General features: G+C 69.4%; 17 protein-coding genes and 1 tRNA gene. 5 read left to right on the top strand and 13 right to left on the bottom strand.

Annotated elements, in window-relative coordinates; all coding sequences use genetic code 11:
- Position 1: 1 nt before the first annotated feature.
- From HNR00_RS06560 to HNR00_RS06550, 3 genes are all read right to left on the bottom strand, one after another.
- Positions 2–2,074 carry an AI-2E family transporter gene (locus tag HNR00_RS06560; RefSeq protein ID WP_183566749.1) on the bottom strand — a complete coding sequence of 691 codons (2,073 nt, stop codon included), beginning with the start codon at positions 2,072–2,074 and terminating at the stop codon, positions 2–4.
- Positions 2,075–2,434: 360 nt separating this feature from the next.
- Positions 2,435–3,202 carry a LamB/YcsF family protein gene (locus HNR00_RS06555; RefSeq protein WP_183566746.1) on the bottom strand — a complete coding sequence of 256 codons (768 nt, stop codon included), beginning with the start codon at positions 3,200–3,202 and terminating at the stop codon, positions 2,435–2,437.
- Positions 3,199–3,531, bottom strand: a complete 333-nt coding sequence (locus HNR00_RS06550) for a helix-turn-helix domain-containing protein (RefSeq protein ID WP_183566743.1) — start codon at positions 3,529–3,531, stop codon at positions 3,199–3,201. The genes HNR00_RS06555 and HNR00_RS06550 overlap by 4 nt, the downstream gene beginning before the upstream one ends.
- Positions 3,532–4,271: 740 nt before the next feature.
- Between HNR00_RS06550 and HNR00_RS06545 the strand changes: the two genes are divergently transcribed.
- The 3 genes from HNR00_RS06545 (at position 4,272) to HNR00_RS06535 (ending at position 7,754) form a co-directional block, all read left to right on the top strand.
- Positions 4,272–4,338: transfer RNA gene (locus tag HNR00_RS06545), tRNA-OTHER, on the top strand.
- Between the two features lie 369 nt (positions 4,339–4,707).
- The gene (locus tag HNR00_RS06540) at positions 4,708–6,303 is read left to right on the top strand and encodes a TROVE domain-containing protein (protein ID WP_183566741.1); all 1,596 of its coding nucleotides are present in this window, start codon (positions 4,708–4,710) and stop codon (positions 6,301–6,303) included.
- 65 nt (positions 6,304–6,368) lie between these two features.
- Positions 6,369–7,754, top strand: a complete 1,386-nt coding sequence (locus HNR00_RS06535) for an RtcB family protein (protein ID WP_183566740.1) — start codon at positions 6,369–6,371, stop codon at positions 7,752–7,754.
- Between the two features lie 58 nt (positions 7,755–7,812).
- Here the strand turns inward: HNR00_RS06535 and HNR00_RS06530 are convergent, their stop codons facing one another.
- From HNR00_RS06530 to HNR00_RS06490, 9 genes are all read right to left on the bottom strand, one after another.
- Positions 7,813–8,274 (bottom strand): peptidylprolyl isomerase, encoded by a 462-nt coding sequence (locus tag HNR00_RS06530; RefSeq protein WP_183566739.1) that lies wholly within the window; start codon positions 8,272–8,274, stop codon positions 7,813–7,815.
- Positions 8,275–8,277: 3 nt separating this feature from the next.
- Positions 8,278–8,631: a UCP034077 family protein gene (locus tag HNR00_RS06525; RefSeq protein ID WP_512698591.1), complete on the bottom strand. Its 354-nt coding sequence runs from the start codon at positions 8,629–8,631 to the stop codon at positions 8,278–8,280.
- 151 nt (positions 8,632–8,782) lie between these two features.
- On the bottom strand, positions 8,783–9,319 hold the full coding sequence (locus HNR00_RS06520; RefSeq protein WP_183566738.1) for a peptidylprolyl isomerase: 537 nt from the start codon (positions 9,317–9,319) through the stop codon (positions 8,783–8,785).
- 21 nt (positions 9,320–9,340) lie between these two features.
- Positions 9,341–9,844: a pantetheine-phosphate adenylyltransferase gene (gene coaD, locus HNR00_RS06515; RefSeq protein ID WP_183566737.1), complete on the bottom strand. Its 504-nt coding sequence runs from the start codon at positions 9,842–9,844 to the stop codon at positions 9,341–9,343.
- Positions 9,845–10,054: 210 nt separating this feature from the next.
- A complete protein-coding gene (locus HNR00_RS06510) occupies positions 10,055–10,360 on the bottom strand; it encodes a GIY-YIG nuclease family protein (RefSeq protein ID WP_376770359.1) in 306 nt (101 codons plus the stop codon).
- A 123-nt stretch (positions 10,361–10,483) separates the two neighbouring features.
- Positions 10,484–13,207 (bottom strand): DNA gyrase subunit A, encoded by a 2,724-nt coding sequence (gene gyrA / locus HNR00_RS06505; RefSeq protein ID WP_183566736.1) that lies wholly within the window; start codon positions 13,205–13,207, stop codon positions 10,484–10,486.
- Positions 13,208–13,541: 334 nt separating this feature from the next.
- On the bottom strand, positions 13,542–14,147 hold the full coding sequence (gene mobA / locus HNR00_RS06500) for a molybdenum cofactor guanylyltransferase MobA (RefSeq protein WP_183566735.1): 606 nt from the start codon (positions 14,145–14,147) through the stop codon (positions 13,542–13,544).
- A 17-nt stretch (positions 14,148–14,164) separates the two neighbouring features.
- Positions 14,165–15,283 carry an Mrp/NBP35 family ATP-binding protein gene (locus HNR00_RS06495; RefSeq protein ID WP_183566734.1) on the bottom strand — a complete coding sequence of 373 codons (1,119 nt, stop codon included), beginning with the start codon at positions 15,281–15,283 and terminating at the stop codon, positions 14,165–14,167.
- Between the two features lie 82 nt (positions 15,284–15,365).
- On the bottom strand, positions 15,366–15,641 hold the full coding sequence (locus HNR00_RS06490) for a hypothetical protein (RefSeq protein ID WP_183566732.1): 276 nt from the start codon (positions 15,639–15,641) through the stop codon (positions 15,366–15,368).
- 121 nt (positions 15,642–15,762) lie between these two features.
- Here HNR00_RS06490 and HNR00_RS06485 point away from each other — a divergent pair, with 121 nt between their 5' ends.
- Both HNR00_RS06485 and HNR00_RS06480 read left to right on the top strand, forming a co-directional pair.
- Positions 15,763–16,266 carry a pyridoxamine 5'-phosphate oxidase family protein gene (locus tag HNR00_RS06485; RefSeq protein WP_183566729.1) on the top strand — a complete coding sequence of 168 codons (504 nt, stop codon included), beginning with the start codon at positions 15,763–15,765 and terminating at the stop codon, positions 16,264–16,266.
- A 310-nt stretch (positions 16,267–16,576) separates the two neighbouring features.
- A complete protein-coding gene (locus tag HNR00_RS06480) occupies positions 16,577–17,875 on the top strand; it encodes a nicotinate phosphoribosyltransferase (RefSeq protein ID WP_183566726.1) in 1,299 nt (432 codons plus the stop codon).
- A 12-nt stretch (positions 17,876–17,887) separates the two neighbouring features.
- On the opposite strand, the gene HNR00_RS06475 is transcribed toward HNR00_RS06480, so the two are convergent.
- Positions 17,888–18,295 (bottom strand): response regulator, encoded by a 408-nt coding sequence (locus HNR00_RS06475; RefSeq protein ID WP_183566723.1) that lies wholly within the window; start codon positions 18,293–18,295, stop codon positions 17,888–17,890.
- Positions 18,296–18,364 lie beyond the last annotated feature (69 nt).

The following is an 18,364-nucleotide window of genomic DNA, read 5'->3' as shown; positions in this document are numbered from 1 at the left end:
GTCAGGCCGGCTCCGGCAGCGCCTGACGCGGCGGGACGGCGGCCTCGCGGCGCTCGGGCTCCCGCGCCGTGCCGCCGGAGCGGGCAAGGGTCAGGACCGTCTCGACGAGATCGCGCAGAGAGGTGACGTGGTCGTCGGCACCGAGCTTGGCCCGCAGACTCTCGTCCGAGAGCATCGGCTCGTCGAGGCGCCACAGGCCGGCGACGATCGGGGCCGCGTCGAGTTTGCGCCGCAGACGGCCGACGAGGCGGCTCAGATGGGTCGGCTCGCCGGCGAGCGCCAGCGAGATCACGCAGACGGCCTGCGGCGAACCGGGATCCCAGTCGGCGAGCCGCACCCGCGCGACCTCGGCGAAGGGGACCTGGCGCGTGCCGAAGCCGCGCTTGCGCAGGAGCTGGTCGGCGATGGCCGTGGCCGCGCCGTCGAGGAACCCTCGCCCCGAAACGAGAAGCACCGCCCCCTCCCGCCGCCAGACGTCCGGCAGGTCGTCGGGGGACGGATCGGGGATCGGTTCGGACGAGCAGGCGACGTCGTCGTCGGCCGGCGGGATCAGCTTGGCCGATTTCGAGGCGGGCTCGGGCAGCCCGTCCTCGCGGTCCTCCAGATCCTCGACCAGGGCGGTGATCGAGGCGCGGATATCGGCCTTCTGGTCCGGGGTCAGCACGCCGCGGGCGGCATCGCGGGCGGCGAGTTCGAGCCCTTTCAGCACCACGTCGTCGTAATAGGCCGAGAGCGAGCATTGCTGCAGGATCATCTCCGCATGCTCCTGCGCCTCCTCGGGGTCGTCGGCGAGCATGCGCTGGTAGAAGTTCTCGACCGGGGTCAGGGCCGGGCGGTTGCTGAACAGCACGTCCAGGAATTCGAGCCGGTCGACGTGGCGCCCGAGCACGACGAGGCAGACGGTGAGCGGCGTCGAGAGCAGCAGGCCGACCGGCCCCCACAGCCAGGTCCAGAACAGGGCCGAGATCAGCACCGAGAACGGCGAGAGCCCGGTCGAGTGGCCGTAGACCAGCGGCTCGATCACGTGGCCCACCAGGGGCTCGATCACCGCGAACAGGATGAGGGTGGCCAGCACCATGCCCCAGCCGGGATCGACGGCGGCGGCGAGCGCCAACGGCAGGATCGCCGAGAGGACCGCGCCGATATACGGCACGAACCGCATCATCGCGGAGAAGATCGCCCAGAGCACCGGGTTCGGCACGCCGATGATCCAGAGGCCGAGGCCGATCACGACGCCGAAGGCGGTGTTGAGGGCGAGCTGGCCGAGGAAGTAGCGCGACAGGCGCCGCGCCGCGTCGTCCATCGCCACCGTGGTGCGGTGGAGGTCGCTGGAACCGGCGAGCCGGATCAGACGGTCGCGCAGATCCTCCCGCTGCATCAGCACGAACAGCAGCACCACCACGACGATGCCCGCGGTGGCGAGCGGCTGCATGACGGGTGAGAGCACGGTGGTGGCGAGTTCCAGCGGGCTCGGGCGGCGCTCCTCCACCTGGACCAGCATCGGCTTGGCGGGTTCCGGCTCGGGCTTGGCGCTGCGGGCGGAGGGATCCTTGCGCGCCTGTTCCCGTGCCTGCTGCTCCTTGGCCTGCTGCTCGCGCTTGGCCCGCTCGGCCTCCTCCTTACCCTCCTCGGCGCCCCCCTGGTGGATCGCCCGGTTCATGTTGGCGATGTAGTCCATGGTGCGGCCGAGCGAGCCCTCGCGCAGGCCCTGGATCTTCTTCTCGATCGTCACCTGATAGCGCGGCACGTCCTGGACGAGTTCGGCGACCTGCACGCCGATCACCGTCGAGAGGGCGCCGATGATGCCGGTGGCGAACAGAACCGCCGCCAGCACCGCGACGAAGCGGCCGAGCCGCAGGCGGCGCAGCAGGTTCACCAGCGGTCCGAGCACGAAGGACAGCAGCGCCGCGATGGCGATCGGGATCAGCACCTCGCGGCCGAGATAGAGCCCGGCGACGATGATCGCGAACACGATCATCGAGGAGGCGAGCGGGGCGCCCGGCGTCTCCGCGGCGGCGATCCGGGTGGGACGGGGCGGGACGACGAAGCCGTCGCCGGAGGTGAACTTTTTCATTTCGGCCCGGATGTCCCGACGCTGCCACGCTCGGCGCAAGGACCGAAGGCCGCGCCGCTCAAGAAACCGTGAGCGAGGCCGTTTCGATCCCCGTGCCGTCGCTTGCAGCGATTGCACGGGTTTCATGCCTAGCCTCAGACGCTGGCGGTCGCATCCGCGACCTTAGAGCATCGTCCTGGATATCGGATCCAAGACGATGCTCTATGTTTCTGTGCCGCATCGTCTTTTTCCGAAAGCCGGAAACCACCTTTCGGAACGATGCTCAAGGCTTCCCGCTCCGCTGGACGCCTCGGCCGAAAACCGAGGCCGCTGCGCGGGGCGCTCTTCGCGCCCGGCTATACGGTGCTGCCGCACCGCCCGTTACGGCTCCGCAAAGGGTCGGATGGACAAACCGGCGGCTTCCAATTTCGTGCGCACCGCCCGCGCCATCGTGAGCGCCGCCGGATTGTCGCCATGGACGCAGACCGTGTCGATCGCGACGGAAATCTTCTGGCCGTCGCCCGTGAACACCGCTCCCTCTTCGACCATGCGGACGACGCGGCGTGCGGCCTCGTCGGCGTCGTGGATCACCGAGCCGGGCATCGCGCGGGGCATCAGCGTGCCGTCGGCGGCATAGACCCGGTCGGCATAGACCTCGCGTATCAGCCTGAGACCCGCGCGCTCGCCCGCCCGCTCGGCGGGCAGGCCCGGCATGACCATGAGGACGAGGCTGCGGTCGACGCCCGCGACCGCGCGGGCGAGGGCTTCGGCGACGGCTTCGTCCTCGTTCGAGAGGTTGGCGAGCGCCCCGTGCGCCTTCACGTGGGTGACGCGGGCGCCGGCCAGCGCCGCGCAGGCCTGGAGCGCGCCGATCTGGTAGGCGATGTCGCGTTCGATCCGCCGAGGGCTCTCTTGGATGCGCATCCGGCCGAAGCCGCGCAAATCCAGGAATCCGGGATGGGCGCCGATGGCCACGCCCCGCGCCCGCGCCGCCGCGGCGGTCTCGACCATGATGTCGGGATCGCCCGCGTGGAAGCCGCAGGCGACGTTGGCCGAGGTGACGATGTCGAGGAGCCCGGCGTCGTCGCCCATGCGCCAAGCCCCGAAGCCTTCGCCGAGATCGGCGTTGAGATCGATGCGGGCGCTCACTCGGCCGCCCGCATGGATCTCGACGTCGTTTTCTTGGGGCTTTCGCTTCTCGGACTCGGACCTCGGGAGGATTCTTCGGCGCCGGCCCTCGGCCGCATCATCACACCGAAACCCTCGCTCTCGCTGCCGATGAAGCGGATGCCCTCCCCTTCCAGCACCGAGCGGATCGAGGCGAGCGTCCGGGTCCGCGGCGCGACCTGATCGCTCTCGATCATGTTCAGCGTCACCACCGAGACCGCGGCCCGGCTGGCCAACGCGCCTTGCGTCCATTTGAGGAGGCCGCGGCCGGCGCGGATCTGGGCGGGGGTGATCGGGTGGGTCAGGTCCATGGAGGGGAGATGGTCGAAACTGAAAGAATTTTCAAGTTTCAGGTTGACGCGGCTGGGGCGTGGCCGTACTCAACCGCCATCGGCCTGCCGGGCCGGTGATCCGAGGTTACCTTGCCAAGCGGACGTTCTGCGGCGCGCAGGCCGTGGGGGCGCAATGCCCAGTCCACCTCGATCGTTCATGACCGGCAGACCGTTCACGATACCACCGGCGCGGGCCGGTGGGCGTTCGGTTATCCGCCTGCAATGCGAAAACCCCGATCGCCCGTTTTCACGCCCGCGTCTCCTTCTGGCCCCGCCTCGACGGTGCATCGCATGTATCGGAACGACCTCAGCGTCGCCGCCTGCGCCCGTCCGGGTCGTGAGCGGCCACTATCCGGCAAAAGTATCGGCCACGCGGGCCAATAGCGGACGGTGATCTGTTAAATCGGTTTCCTCACGTCTTCGGATGTGAGGCCCGGTGTCCGCAAGGACACGATCGTCCGCTGCCCCATGCCCGCGTGACCACCGCGCCGCCCTCCCCCGAGGCGGCGGGCCGGATTCGCACTTCCCCATCCCACCCTCTCGACGGCCCTGCGGGCCGATCGGGGACGGTCATCGGTAGAGCGCCGCGCGTTTTTCTCGCGGAGGTCGCGGATTCGAATTCCGCCGGGCTGCGAGGTCCGTAGCTCGGTCTTCCCGTCCCCGGCACCCACGCCCGCAGGACCGTTCGCGGGCCAGCAATAGGAAAATCATCCGGCCACGCGGGCCGAAGAGGAAAGGTTACCATTGTCCTGGGGTTGTCGCGGGTTCGAGTCCCGCCGGGCCGCAAGGTCCGTAGCTCAGTCGGGTAGAGCGCCAAACGCCTTTCCTCGCACCATGACCGCGTGACTTCGGACGGCTCGGCACGGGCCGGACGGCGACGGTGATCGAGGGACCGGGTCGGGCTTTCCGGAGCCCGCGCCGCTCGCAGGCGCCCGGTGAGGTCCGTCGTCCGAGACCACACGCCCGTGTGGCAAGGCACGGAAAAACAAAGAGATTCGGCCGCGCGGGCCGGAGGGTGAGGGTTATCTGGGTCCCAGGGTTCGACTCCCGAAGGCGCCGAAAGGCGTCTGGAATCCCTCGCCCATCCCACGACCGCGCGGCCGCAATGAAGCACGGGACGCCCATCGGCGCCCCGCGGCAGAGAAGGAGCGAGTGATGTTGAACTATGGCAAGCTGTTCTCGCTCCGGCGCAATCCGCAGTCGGAGCCGATTCCCCGCACCGTGCCGAACGCGGCCGGCGGCCACGCCTTCCCGGTCGGAGACTGGGCGCGGCTCGACCGCTTCCTTGTGCTGGGGTGCGAGGGCGGCTCGTACTACGCGGGCGAGCGCACGCTGACGCGGGAGAACGCGGCGGCCGTGATGCGGTGCATCGCGGAGGACGGCGCGCGCGCCGTGGCGGCCATCGTCGCGGTGAGCGAAGGGGGCCGGGCTCCGAAGCAGGACCCGGCGATCTTCGCGCTGGCGCTCGCGGCCTCCGCGGAGTCCGAGGCCACGCGCCGCCTCGCGCTCGCCGCCCTCCCCCGCGTCTGCCGCACCGGCACGCACCTGTTCGGGTTCGCCGACGCCGTCGAGGCGATGCGCGGCTGGGGCCGGGGCCTGCGGCGCGCGGTCGGCGAGTGGTACCGGGCGAAGTCCGTGGAGGCGCTCGCCTACCAGGCGGTCAAGTACCGGCAGCGGGGTGGCTGGTCGCACCGCGACCTGCTGCGACTGGCCCACCCGGAGACGGACGAGCCCGCCCGCAAGGCGCTGTTCGACTGGATCTGCCGCGGCACGCTCGGCGAGGACGCGCCCGCGCTCGTCCACGCCTTCGCGGCGGTGCAGTCCGAGGGCGTCGACGGCGCCTTCGCGGCGGCGCAGGTGCGCTCGCACGGTCTGCCCTGGGAGGCTCTGCCGACCGGGCTGATGACGAGCCGCGCGGTGAACGAGGCCCTGATCGAGCGCATGCCGGTCGGCGCCCTCGTGCGCCAGCTCGGCCGGCTCACCGCGGCAGGGGCGCTCGCGCCCTTCTCCGCGGGGACCGAGCACGTGCTGTCCGTGCTGTCGGACCGGGAGCGCCTGTTGAAGGCGCGCCTGCACCCGATGGCGCTGCTGATCGCGCTCCGGACCTACGCGTCGGGGCACGGCCAGCGCGGCCGGCTCTCCTGGGAGCCGGTCGGGGCCATCGTCGAGGCGCTGAACGCCGCGTTCTACACCGCCTTCGCAGGCGTGGAGCCGACGGGCCAGCGCCTCGTGCTCGCGCTCGACGTGTCGGGCTCCATGGCGTGCGGCTCGGTCGCGGGGTCCGCGCTGACGCCGCGGGAGGCGGCCGCCGCGATGGCGCTCGTCACCGCGGCGACCGAGGAGCGGTGGCAGGTGGTCGGCTTCACCGGCGGCCGGCGCGTGGCCGACGGGCTGACCGCCCTGCCCCTCGGGCCGTCGATGCGGCTCGATCAGGCGGTGGCGGCGACCTCCGACCTGCCCTTCGGCGGGACGGACTGCTCGCTGCCGATGCGCTGGGCCCTGGAGCGGGGCATGCAGGCCGACGCGTTCGTGATCTACACGGACTCGGAGACCTGGGCCGGCCCGGTCCACCCGGTCGAGGCGCTGCGGGAATACCGGCAGAAGACCGGGATCGCGGCGAAGCTCGTGGTCGTGGGGCTCGTCTCCAACGGCTTCAGCATCGCCGACCCGGAGGATGCCGGCATGCTCGACGTGGTCGGCTTCGACACGGCGGCCCCCGCGCTGATCGCGGATTTTTTGTGCGGCGGATGAGCTGAGGGGCGGACGGCGCAAGCCGCCCGCCCCTTCCCTGAGAACGAGAAAAACGGAGCGGCACCATGACCGCGATCAACGGACGTGACCTCATCGCCTGGGGCTTCCAGCCCGGCGAGTGGTTCAAGCGGGCGGTCGCAACCGCCAACGCGATGCGCGCGGAGGGCGCGGACGACGCGGCGATCCTTGCGCACCTGCGCGCCATCGAGCCTTCGGCGAACCCGGTTCTCCTTCGCACCAACGCCCTCGACTTCGGCGTCTTCCTCGACGCGGAGACCGAGGCCGAGCGGGCGAACGCGGCCGCCGTCATCCGCCACATGGACGCGCTCATGCGGGTGCCGACCATCGTGAAGGGCGCGGTGATGCCGGATGCCTGCCCGTCGGGCTTTGCCGAGGGCACAATCCCCGTCGGCGGCGCGGTCGCCTGCGATGACGCGATCCATCCGGGCTTCCACTCGGCCGACATCTGCTGCTCGGTGGCGATCACGGTGTTTCGCCGGGCCGACGACCCGAAGCGCGTGCTCGACGCCATGCAGGCGGTGACGCATTTCGGGCCCGGCGGGCGCAACGGCGTGGTCAGGCCGCCGGACGCGGTGATGGCGGGGGTCGCGGGCAACCGCTTCCTCGCGGAGTTCGCGGGGCTGGCGGTCGGCCACTTCGCCAGCCAGGGTGACGGCAACCACTTCGCGTATGTGGGGCACCTCGCCTCGACGGGGCAGGTGGCGCTCGTCACCCATCACGGCTCGCGCGGGCTCGGCGCCCAGCTCTACAAGAAGGGCATGGCGGTAGCGAAGCGGCACACGTCGATCGTCGCCCCGCGGATCCCGGCGCACAACGTCTGGATCAAGGCGGAGTCCGACGACGGGCGAGCCTACTGGGAGGCGCTTCAGGTGGTCAGGGACTGGACCAAGGCCAGCCACTTCGCGCTCCACGACCTCGTGGCGCGTCAAATGGGCAACGCGGTCGCGGACCGGTTCTGGAACGAGCACAACTTCGTGTTCCGCCGCGACGACGGGCTCTACTACCACGGCAAGGGGGCGACCCCGTCGTGGCAGGGGTTCTCGGCCGACGACGACGGGCGCACCTTGATCCCGCTCAACATGGCCGAGCCGATCCTGATCGCCCGCCACCGCGACCATGCGGCCTCGCTCGGCTTCGCCCCGCACGGGGCAGGCCGCAACATGAGCCGCAAGGCGTATCTGCGGGAGAACGCGCCTGCGATGCCCGAAGGGATCGACGTGCGCTTCTTCTGCGGGCGGCCCGACCTGTCGGAGTTGCCGGGCGCCTACAAGGACGCGAGGTCGGTGCGCGCGCAGATCGCCAAGTACGATCTCGCGGAAGTCGTCGACACGGTGGAGCCCTACGGCTGCATCATGGCCGGCGACTGGGAGGCGGATGCGCCGTGGCGCAAGAAGGCGGAGGCCAAGCGTGCGGCGCAGGCCTCGGGCTGAAACAGAGGCGGCGCCAGGTGGTGAGACCCGGCGCCGCAAAATCCCAAAAGAAAAAGAATCAGGCCGCCGCGACGGTGGCCTTCACGATCCGGTCGGGCTCGCGCACGGGCTCGCCGCGCTTGATCGTGTCGACCACCTCCATGCCCTCGATCACCTTGCCCCACACCGTGTACTGGCGATCGAGGAAGCGCGCGTCCGAGAAGCAGATGAAGAACTGCGAGTTCGCCGAGTGCGGGAAGTTCGTGCGCGCCATCGAGCAGGTGCCGCGCACGTGCGGCTCGGCGTTGAACTCGGCGTTCAGGTCCGGCAGCTCCGAGCCGCCCGAGCCGGTGCCGGTCGGGTCGCCGGTCTGGGCCATGAAGCCGTCGATGACGCGGTGGAACGGCACGCCGTCGTAGAAGCCCTGGCCCGCCAGCGTCTTGATGCGCTCGACATGGTTCGGGGCGAGATCGGGGCGCAGCGCGATGACGACGCGGCCCTTGGTCGTCTCCAGGACGATGGTCTCGTTGGTGTCTGCCATGGGTTAGATTCCCTGTCCTCTGGGTCCGTCGTAGATGAAGCGCAGCGCCAGGGGGCGCCCCGCGATGGCACCGCCGAGGGCCGGCGTGAGCCGGACCGGCGTGCAGCGGGCGATCGCGTCGAGCGTCGCCCGGATCAGGATGTCCCGGGCCTTGTCGTCGCCCGGGGTCTGCGAGAAGGTGATCCGCGGCGTGCCGATCACCGAGCCGTCCCGGCGGAGCGCGAGGCGCGCCGTGATCTCGGTGCGCTCGAACTTCGCCAGCCCCTCGGGCGCCTCCCAGCAGGCGGCGAGCGCCGGAAACAGCGCCTTCAGGGTATCGACCGGCCCCGGCCCGGTCTCGCCGGCGAGCAGGGGCACCCGCAGCGTACCCCTCAGGGTTTGCGGCAGCGTGCGCCAGGGTTCAACCGGCCCGAACGCATCGGCGCCGCCCGGCCAGAGCAGGGCGAGCGCCAGCAGCGCCGCGCGGCGGCTATGGCCTCGGGCCGCTATCGCCCACCTCCGGTTGCCGTCATTTGGCCAGCGTCATCTTCACGATCTTGTCCGGGTCCTGCACCGAGCCGTTGTTGCCCTTGGAGCCCTTCTTGATCTTGTCGACCACGTCCATGCCGGAGGTGACGACGCCGACGACGGTGTAGTTGTTGTTCAGGTTCTCTGCGTCGGCGATACAGATGAAGAACTGCGAGTTGGCCGAGTTCGGATCACTCGAGCGGGCCATGCCGACGGTGCCGCGCTTGAACGGGGCCGAGGAGAACTCCGCCGGGATGTTGGGCAGGCTGGAGCCGCCGGTGCCGTTGCCCTTCGGGTCGCCGGTCTGGACCATGAAGCCGTCGATGACGCGGTGGAACTTCAGGCCGTCGTAGAAGCCCTGGCCGATCAGCGTCTTGAGCTGCTTGACGTGCTTCGGGGCGATCTCTGGGCGGAGCTCGATCGTGACCTTCCCGTCCTTGGTCTCCAGGTTGACGGTGTTCTCGCCGGCGAGTGCAGGTGCGGCGAAGGCGAGGGTCGCGCTGAGAGCGAGGCCGAGGACGGCGTGGCGGCGGTTCATGCGGGGCTGGGCTCCGTTGGTTCAGGCTTTGGAAAAGCGCGCCGAGAGCCGCGCGGCGACCGCCGGCGGCACGAAGGGGGTGACGTCGCCGCCCATCGCGGCGATCTGGCGCACCAGGGTGGCGGTGATCGGCCGCACGCCCGTGGAGGCCGGCAGGAACACGGTCTGGACCTCGGGCGCCATGGCGCCGTTCATGCCGGCGAGCTGCATCTCATAGTCGAGATCGGTGCCGTCGCGCAGGCCCCGGATGAACAGCTTGGCGCCGCAGCGGCGGGCCGCCGAGACGGCGAGATCGTCGAAGGTGACGACCTCCAGTTCGGCGCTCTCGGCGGAGGCGAGCGGCCCGCAGGTCTCGCGCAGGAGGCTCGCGCGCTCCTCGGCCGAGAACAGCGGCGCCTTGCCCGGATGCACGCCGATGGCGAGCACGAGGCGCGGCACCAGCCGGCAGGCTTGGCGCACCACATCGAGGTGGCCGTTGGTGACCGGATCGAACGATCCGGCGTAGAGCGCGGTGCGGGTCGTCACGGGAAGGGGCGTAGAGCATTTCGGGGGCGAACGGAACCCGACGCCTCCTCACGCTCCGTCATACCGGGGTCGCGCAGCGGAGCCCGGAATCCGCCCGTGATGCTCGGCTATGACAAGCGTCGCGGCCAGTCGTGGATTCCGGGTTCGCCTTCGGCGCCCCGGAATGACGGGTGTTGAGGGTTTGAGGATCGAACAAGCCGGCTCGATGGTTCAGGCATTCAGCCGATCGTAAAGGTCGTCCCAATCCGGATTCATCCCCTCGATCAGGGCGACCTTCCAAACCCGATGCCACTTCTTGATCGCTTTCTCGCGAGCGATGGCTTCGTCGATGCGGCTGTAGACCTCGTACCAGACAAGCCGGTCGACACCGTATTGGGCCGTAAAACCCGGCGCCGCCTTCGTCTTATGCTCCCAGATGCGGCGAGAGAGATTGCTTGTCACGCCAAGATAGAGGGTGCCGTCCCGTCTGCTTGCCAGAAGGTAGACGGCACAGATCAAGTCACCCTTCACCGTCATTCCAGGGCGCCGAAGGCGAACCCGGAATCCATGACTGGCCTCAACGCTATGCCTCGGCCACGCCTCACGGGTGGATCCCGGGTTCCGCTGCGCGGCCCCGGGATGACGGCGGACGAGTGTGGCTCAGCCCTCCTCGCCCCCCTCCTCCTCGCCCTCGATATGCTCGACCGACACCACCTTCTCGGCCTTGTCGGTGTTGAACACCGTCACGCCCTGCGAGGCGCGGCCGACGATGCGGATGTCGTCCACCGGCACGCGGATGAGCTGGCCGGCATTCGTCACCAGCATGATCTGGTCGGAGGCTTCCACGGGGAAGGAGGCGACGAGGTTGCCGTTGCGGGCGTTGACCCGCATCGCCGTGATGCCCTTTCCGCCCCGGCCCGAGGTCCGGTACTCGAAGGACGACGAGCGTTTGCCGTAGCCGCGCTCCGACAGCGTCAGCACGAATTGCTCGGCGGCGCTCATCTCGGTGTAGCGCTCCCCCGAGATCGCGGCCTCGGCCGTGGTCTCTTCGGCGTCGGCCGCCTCCTCGGCCTCGCCCTCGCCGCCGATGATGGCGCGGCGCATCTTCAGATAGCCGGCTCGCTCTTCCGGGCTCGCCTCGAAGGCGTTGAGGATCGCCATCGAGATGACCGTGTCGTCCTTGGCGAGGTTGATGCCGCGCACGCCGGTCGAGTCGCGGCCCTTGAACACGCGCACGTCCTCGACGGGGAAGCGGATGCACTGACCCAGAGCGGTCGTCAGCAGCACGTTCTGCTCCGGGCGGCAGATCTCGACATGGACGATGTGGTCGCCCGGATCGAGCTTCATCGCGATCTTGCCGTTGCGGTTCACCACCGTGAAGTCGGAGAGCTTGTTGCGCCGCACGTTGCCGGAGGCGGTGGCGAACATCACGTCGAGGCTGTCCCAGGACGTTTCGTCCTCCGGCAGCGGCATGATGGTCGAGATGCGCTCGCCCTCGTTCTGCAGGTGCAGGATGTTGACGAGCGCCTTGCCCCGCGCATTCGGCGCGGCGATGGGCAGGCGCCAGACCTTCTCCTTGTAGGCCTGACCCTGGTCGGAGAAGAACAGGACCGGCGTGTGGGTGGAAGCCACAAACAGGCGGGTGACGAAATCCTCGTCGCGGGTCGCCATGCCGGAGCGGCCCTTGCCGCCGCGCTTCTGCGCCCGGTAGGTCGAGAGCGGCACGCGCTTGACGTAGCCGGCGTGGGACACGGTGACCACCATGTCCTCGCGGGCGATCAGGTCCTCGTCCTCGACGCTCGAATCGTAATCGACGATCTCGGTCCGGCGCGGCGTGGCGAACAGCGCGCGCACCTCGGCCAGCTCGGTCTTGACGATCGTCTGGATGCGGGCGCGGGAGCGCAGGATGTCGAGATAGTCGGCGATCTCGTCGGCGAGTTTCTTCAACTCGTCGCCGACCTCGTCGCGGCCGAGAGCGGTCAGGCGCTGCAGGCGCAGGTCGAGGATGGCGCGGGCCTGGGTCTCCGAGAGCCGGTAGGTGCCGTCCTCGGCGACGCGGTAGCGCGGATCATCCACCAGCGCGATCAGCGGCGCGATGTCGTGGGCCGGCCAGTCGCGGGCCATCAGGGCCTCGCGGGCGGTGTTCGGGTCCGGCGAGGTGCGGATCAGGCGGATCACCTCGTCGATGTTGGCGACCGCGATGGCGAGGCCGCACAGCACGTGGGCGCGCTCTCTAGCCTTGTTGAGCAGGAACTTCGTGCGCCGGGAGACGACCTCCTCGCGGAAGTCGTTGAAGGCCAGCAACAGGTCCTTCAGGTTCATCAGTTCGGGCCGCCCGCCGTTCAGCGCCACCATGTTGCAGCCGAACGAGGACTGGAGCGGCGTGTAGCGGTAGAGCTGGTTCAGCACCACGTCGGCGATGGCGTCGCGCTTGATCTCGACGACGATGCGCATACCGTCGCGGTCGGATTCGTCGCGCAGGTCCGAGATGCCCTCGACGCGCTTCTCCTTTACGAGTTCGGCGATCTTCTCGACCAGCGTGGCCTTGTTCACCTGATACGGGATCTCGGTGAAGATCAGCGCCTCGCGCTCCTTGCGCAGTTCCTCGACGTGAGACTTCGCCCGCATGATGATCGAGCCGCGGCCGGTGGCGTAGGCCTGCCGCGTGCCGGCGCGCCCGAGGATCAGGCCGCCGGTCGGGAAGTCGGGGCCGGGGACGATCTCGTTCAATGCCTCGATGGTCAGGCTCGGATCGTCGATGAGCGCAATGCAGGCATCGATCAGCTCGCCGAGATTGTGCGGCGGGATGTTGGTGGCCATGCCCACCGCGATGCCGCCCGCACCGTTGACCAGCAGGTTCGGGAAGCGGGCCGGCAGGACGGTCGGCTCCTCGTGCTCCCCGTCGTAGTTCGCCTGGAAATCGACGGTGTTCTTGTCGATGTCCGAGAGGAGGGCGCTGGCGGGCTTGGCGAGACGCGATTCGGTGTAGCGCATGGCCGCGGCCGGATCGCCGTCGACCGAGCCGAAATTGCCCTGCCCGTCGATGAGCATCAGGCGCATCGAGAAGTCCTGGGCCATGCGGACCAAGGCGTCGTAGATCGATTGGTCGCCGTGCGGGTGGTACTTACCGATCACGTCGCCGACGATGCGGGCCGACTTGACGTAGCGGCGCTCGGGCAGGTGCCCGCTCTCGTGCGCCGCGAACAGGATGCGTCGGTGCACGGGCTTGAGGCCGTCGCGCGCATCCGGCAGCGCCCGGCTCACGATCACGCTCATGGCGTAATCGAGATAGGACCGGCGCATCTCGTCGGTGATGGAGACGGGCTTGATGTCGGTGGCCGGCGGCGGCGCGCCCGTGCCGGTCGGATCGTTGTCGTCTGCCAACGTCGCTCTCTCGATTCTTTGTCTTTTCCCATGCCCCCGGAACAGGACCGGCGGGCAGGAAAGACCGCTAGGATGCGAGGCCCAGCCCCAAGCCTATCCCACCCTCTCCCTCATCCTGAGGTGCCGGAGCGCAGCGGAGGCCTCGAAGGAGGGCTCCAGACATCTCGGCGATCCCTGGAGCCCTCCTTCGAGGCCGCTCACGCGGCACCTCAGGATGAGGGGGGAGTGGGGGATAGAACACACGACCAAAGGCCGTCGTTTCAGTTACTTAAATATGAAGTGCGCGGCTTTCGCACAACAGCGGAGCGCCCGCGATCCCCGCTTTGCGGATGGCTCAGGGCGCCGGCGCCAGCGCGGCTTCCGCCGCAGCCAGATCCTCCGGCGCGTTGAGGTTCAGGAACGGGTCGACCGGCTCCACCGGCCAGGAGACCACATCCGCTCCGTGCCGCTCGATGAAGCCGCCGACGCGGCGCTCGCCCGCCGTGAGCCACGCCCGCAGATCGTCGCGAAGCGCGACCTCCCAGAGCGCGGAGGTGAAGTGGCGCCGCTCGCCCGAGGCCGCGAGCGCGATCGGCTTGTCCCCGGCGGCGGTCAGGCGCGCGACGAAATCGGTCGGCAGGAACGGCGCGTCGCCCGGCACGCTGGCGACGTGGGTGACGCCCATCTCTGCGGCGGCGTCGAGCCCGGCGAGGAGGCCGGCGAGCGGGCCGGGATGGTCCGGCACGGTGTCGGGCAGGATCGGGCCGGCGAAGACGCCGCGGAACCGCTCCGGGTCGCCGTTGGCGCTGAGCGCGAGTCGGCCCCCGCATTGCGGCCCGAGCCGCTCGGCGACGCGCTCCAGCAGGGTGCGGCCGCCCAAGACCCTGAGCGGCTTGTCGCCGCCGCCCATGCGCCGCGACAGGCCGCCGGCCAGGATCAGTCCGAGAGGCGGCGAAGACATCACTCGATGACGATGGGTCATTCTATGACGATCTTGGGTGCGGCCCGGCCCGCGGGCGCACCGTGAAGGTTGCCCCAGAGTTTTTCGGCGATCGCCCGGTAGACCTTGGCCTGAGGCCCGTCCGGATCGGTCGCGACCACGGGACGACCGGCGTCCGAGGTCTCGCGGATAGCCATGGTGAGCGGGATCTCGCCGAGGAACGGCACCTCCAGCCGCTGCGCCTCCTGGCGGGCGCCGCCATGGCCGAAGATGTCGGAGGCGTGCCCGCAATTCGGACAGATGAAGGTCGCCATGTTCTCGATCACGCCGAGAATCGGCACCGAGACCTTGCGGAACATCGTCACGCCGCGCCGCGCGTCGATGAGCGCGAGATCCTGCGGCGTCGAGACGATCACGGCGCCGGACAAAGGCGTCGCCTGGGCCATGGTGAGCTGGGCGTCGCCCGTGCCCGGCGGCATGTCGACGATCAGCACGTCGAGATCGCCCCAGGCCACGTCGCGCAGCATCTGGGTGATGGCGGACTGCACCATCGGCCCGCGCCAGATCATCGCCGATTCCGGCTCGATCAGGAAACCGATCGACATCGCCTTCAGGCCGTAGGCCTCCATCGGCTCCAGCACCTTGCCCTCGATCACCCGCGGCTTGCCCGACAGCCCCAGGAGCTTCGGCACCGAGGGGCCGTAGATGTCGGCATCCAAGAGCCCGACCTTGAGGCCCTGCGCCCGCAAGGCGAGGGCGAGGTTGCAGGCGGTGGTGGACTTGCCGACGCCGCCTTTTCCGGAGGCCACCGCCACGATGTGGCGCACGCCCGGCAGCGCATTGCCCTGACGCGGCGGGGCCGGGGCGGCGCCCGATTGACGCGGCGCGCCGGGGCCCGGTGCGTTGGGCCGCTCGGAGGTGAGGCTCGCCAGCACGCTCGACACGCCGGGCAAGGCCAGTACCCGCCCCTCCGCCTCACGGCGGACCGGCTCGAACCGCTCGGCCTCGCTCGGATCGATCGAGATCGAGAACATCACCCGGCCGCCCGCATCGATCACCACCTGCGACAGGCGGCCGGAGCCGGGCAGCGTGGTGCCGCCGCGATCGACCGTGACGGTCGAGAGCGCCTTCAGCACGTCGTCGCGGGTGATGGCCAAGGGAGAAGCTCCATCGAGCGGTTTTTTCGGACCTTTCGTCCATCTAACCGCGCGGGCCGGAAACACCAGCCCGCAGGCCTTTTCAGCGCCGTTGTCCCGGCGGGATGGCGATCAGGTTGCATTCCTCCATCGGCCCGCGCACGACCGTGCCGTCGCCGCGCCGGTAGAAGCCGTGGCGGACATGCCGGCAGCCGAGGGGGCCGCGCAGCCGCTTCACCCGCTCGATATGGACGCCGCGATAGCGCCGGTTGGAAAAATCGTGCCCGCCGATCCGCACGCCGGGGCCGAACCGCACCTCGGCGCAGGCCGGCCCCGCCATCGCCAGAACGAGGGCGAGTGCCGCCGCCGCATGCCTCATCCGCGTCTTCCTCTCCTGAACCAAGACCGGCCTCGCTCGTTGTCGAGGCAATCGCCGGGACCGCGCGACGTGCGTGCCGTCCTGATGCGTATCCTATTGTCCGAGTTGGAGAAGACCCCCCATGCACCAGGGCAACCATCGCGACCACGAGGGCGCGAAGAAGCTCTTCGAGCTGACCAAAGACGTCAAGGTCGCGATGCTTACCACCGCCGACCAGGACGGGACGCTCAACAGCCGCCCGATGTGGAACAACGACATCGACGAGAACGGCGACATCTGGTTCTTCACCAAGCTGCACAGCCCCAAGACCGCCGAGATCGGCCGCGACAATCAGGTGAACCTCGCCTATTCCGACCCGTCGAGCCAGACCTACGTCTCGATCGCCGGCAAGGCCGAGGTAATCCGCGATCAGGCGCTCATCGACGAGAAGTGGAAGGAGAGCCTCAAGACGTGGTTCCCCAACGGCAAGAACGACCCCGAGGTCGGCCTGATCCGCATCCACCCGGAGCAGGGCGAATACTGGGACAGCCCGTCCTCGACGATGGTCCACCTCTACGGCTACGTCAAGGCCTCGCTCACCGGCGAGAGCCCCAAGACCGAGACCAAGAAGGTCAATCTGGCCTGATTCTTTTCGGGGTTTCCCGAAGCGCCTCCGCCCCTCGGCGGGGGCGTTTTCGTGGGTGGAGGCCACGGGCTCATGCGGGTTTCGCCGTTTCCCTGACACCTGCCGCCGCGTCATTCCGGGGCGCCGAAGGCGAACCCGGAATCCATGATCGGGCGCGACGGCGCAGCGTCAGCCGAGCATCGCGCATCACGGGTGGATTCCGGGTTCCGCTATGCGGCCCCGGAATGACGGCGCCGTTAAGCCGCCGTTGATCGCAACGGCGATCCGGCCCAAGCTCGACCGCTCGCACCGAAGGAAGCGCCGAAGGCCCATGCCCGACCTCGCGACACGGGTCTACAACCACAACTTCCGCATCGATCCGATCGTCCGCTCGCTGCTCGATACGGATTTCTACAAGCTCCTGATGGCGCAGATGATCTTCCGCCGTCACCGCGACGTGCGGGCGAGCTTCGCCATCCAGAACCGTTCGGTGCGGGTGCGCGTCGGCGACGAGATCGATCTCGGGGCCTTGCGCGAGCAGCTCGACCACGCCCGCACGCTCCGCCTCAGCCGCGGCGAATCCACTTGGCTGCGCGGCAACACCTTCTACGGCAAGCGCCAGATCCTCTCCTCGGAGTTCATGGCGTGGTTCGAGGAGTTCCGGCTGCCCGACTACGAGCTGGAGACCCGCGACGGACAGGTGGCGCTGACCTTCCACGGCCCCTGGGTCGAGACCACGCTCTGGGAGGTGCCGGCGCTGGCGATCCTCAACGAGCTGCGCTCGCGGGCGGTGCTGCGCGATCTGGGCAAGTTCGAGCTGCAGGTGCTCTACGCCCGCGCCATGACCCGCGTCTGGGAGAAGATCGAGCGGCTGAAGCGCCTGCCCGATCTCTCCATCGCGGATTTCGGCACGCGGCGGCGCCACGGCTTCCTGTGGCAGGATTGGTGCGTGCAGGCGATGAGCGAGGGCCTGGGGCCCAAAAGCTTCCTCGGCACGTCGAACTGCCTGATCGCCCAGCGCCGGGAGGTCGAAGCGGTCGGCACCAACGCCCACGAGCTGCCGATGGTCTACGCGGCGCTGGCGGGCGACGACGACGCGGCGCTGGCCGCCGCGCCCTACGCGGTGCTGGCCGACTGGCAGCAGGATTACGAGGGCAACCTGCTGGTCATCCTGCCCGACACCTACGGCACGACCGGATTCCTGAGACACGCCCCCGACTGGCTCACCGCCTGGACCGGCATCCGCATCGACTCGAAAGACCCGATCGAGGGCGGCGAGGAGGCGCTCGCGTTCTGGCGCGCCCGAGGCTGCGACCCGCGTGAAAAACTCGCGATCTTCTCCGACGGGCTCGATATCGCGGACATCGAGCGCATCCACGCCCATTTCCACGGCCGGATGCGGATCGGCTACGGCTGGGGCACGCGGCTGACCAACGACTTCCGCGGCCTCGTGCCGGACGGGCGGCTCGATCCGATCTCGGTGGTCTGCAAGGTCGTCTCGGCCGAGCGGCGCCCGACCGTGAAGCTCTCCGACAACCCGAGCAAGGCGCAGGGGCCGGCCGAGGAGGTGGCCCGCTACAAGCGGGTGTTCGGGGTCGGCGAGCAGGCGGCGCTGCCGGTCTCGGTCTGAGCCGGCAAGCTTCTACACCTCGCCCGAGCGCTCGCGCAGGCCCGCGGCCTCCTCCAGCCAGTTGAGGATTTCCGGCGCGCGCCAGGGTTTCGGCATGAAGGTCGCGGTGACGCGCAGGTCGCTCGGCTGGTCGCCGGCATCGCCCGAGGTCAGCAGCAGCCGGATGCGCGGCCACGTCACGCCGATGATGCGGGCGAGCTCGAAGCCGCCGATCGTGCCCGGCGTGCGCACGTCGGAAAACACCACGTCGATGCCTTCGCCGCGCTGGCGCAGGATCTCGAGCGCGCGCTCGGCCGTCTCGGCCTCGATCACCTCGAAGCCCTTCTCCTCGAGGAGCTCGGCCGCGAGGTAGCGCTCGTCGGGCTCATCCTCGACGACGAGAATGACGGGCTTGTGGCCCGTGGGTCGTGCGTCACTCATGGCCCTGGCACAATTCTGAGCCCGAGGGGGAGGCACGGGTCGACCCGCACGCATGGAACTCCCCGATCG

This window comes from Methylorubrum rhodinum, from assembly GCF_014199935.1.
Taxonomy (GTDB): domain Bacteria; phylum Pseudomonadota; class Alphaproteobacteria; order Rhizobiales; family Beijerinckiaceae; genus Methylobacterium; species Methylobacterium rhodinum.
Note: the sequence above shows the minus strand (reverse complement) of the source record. Positions and strands in the feature narration are given on the sequence as shown.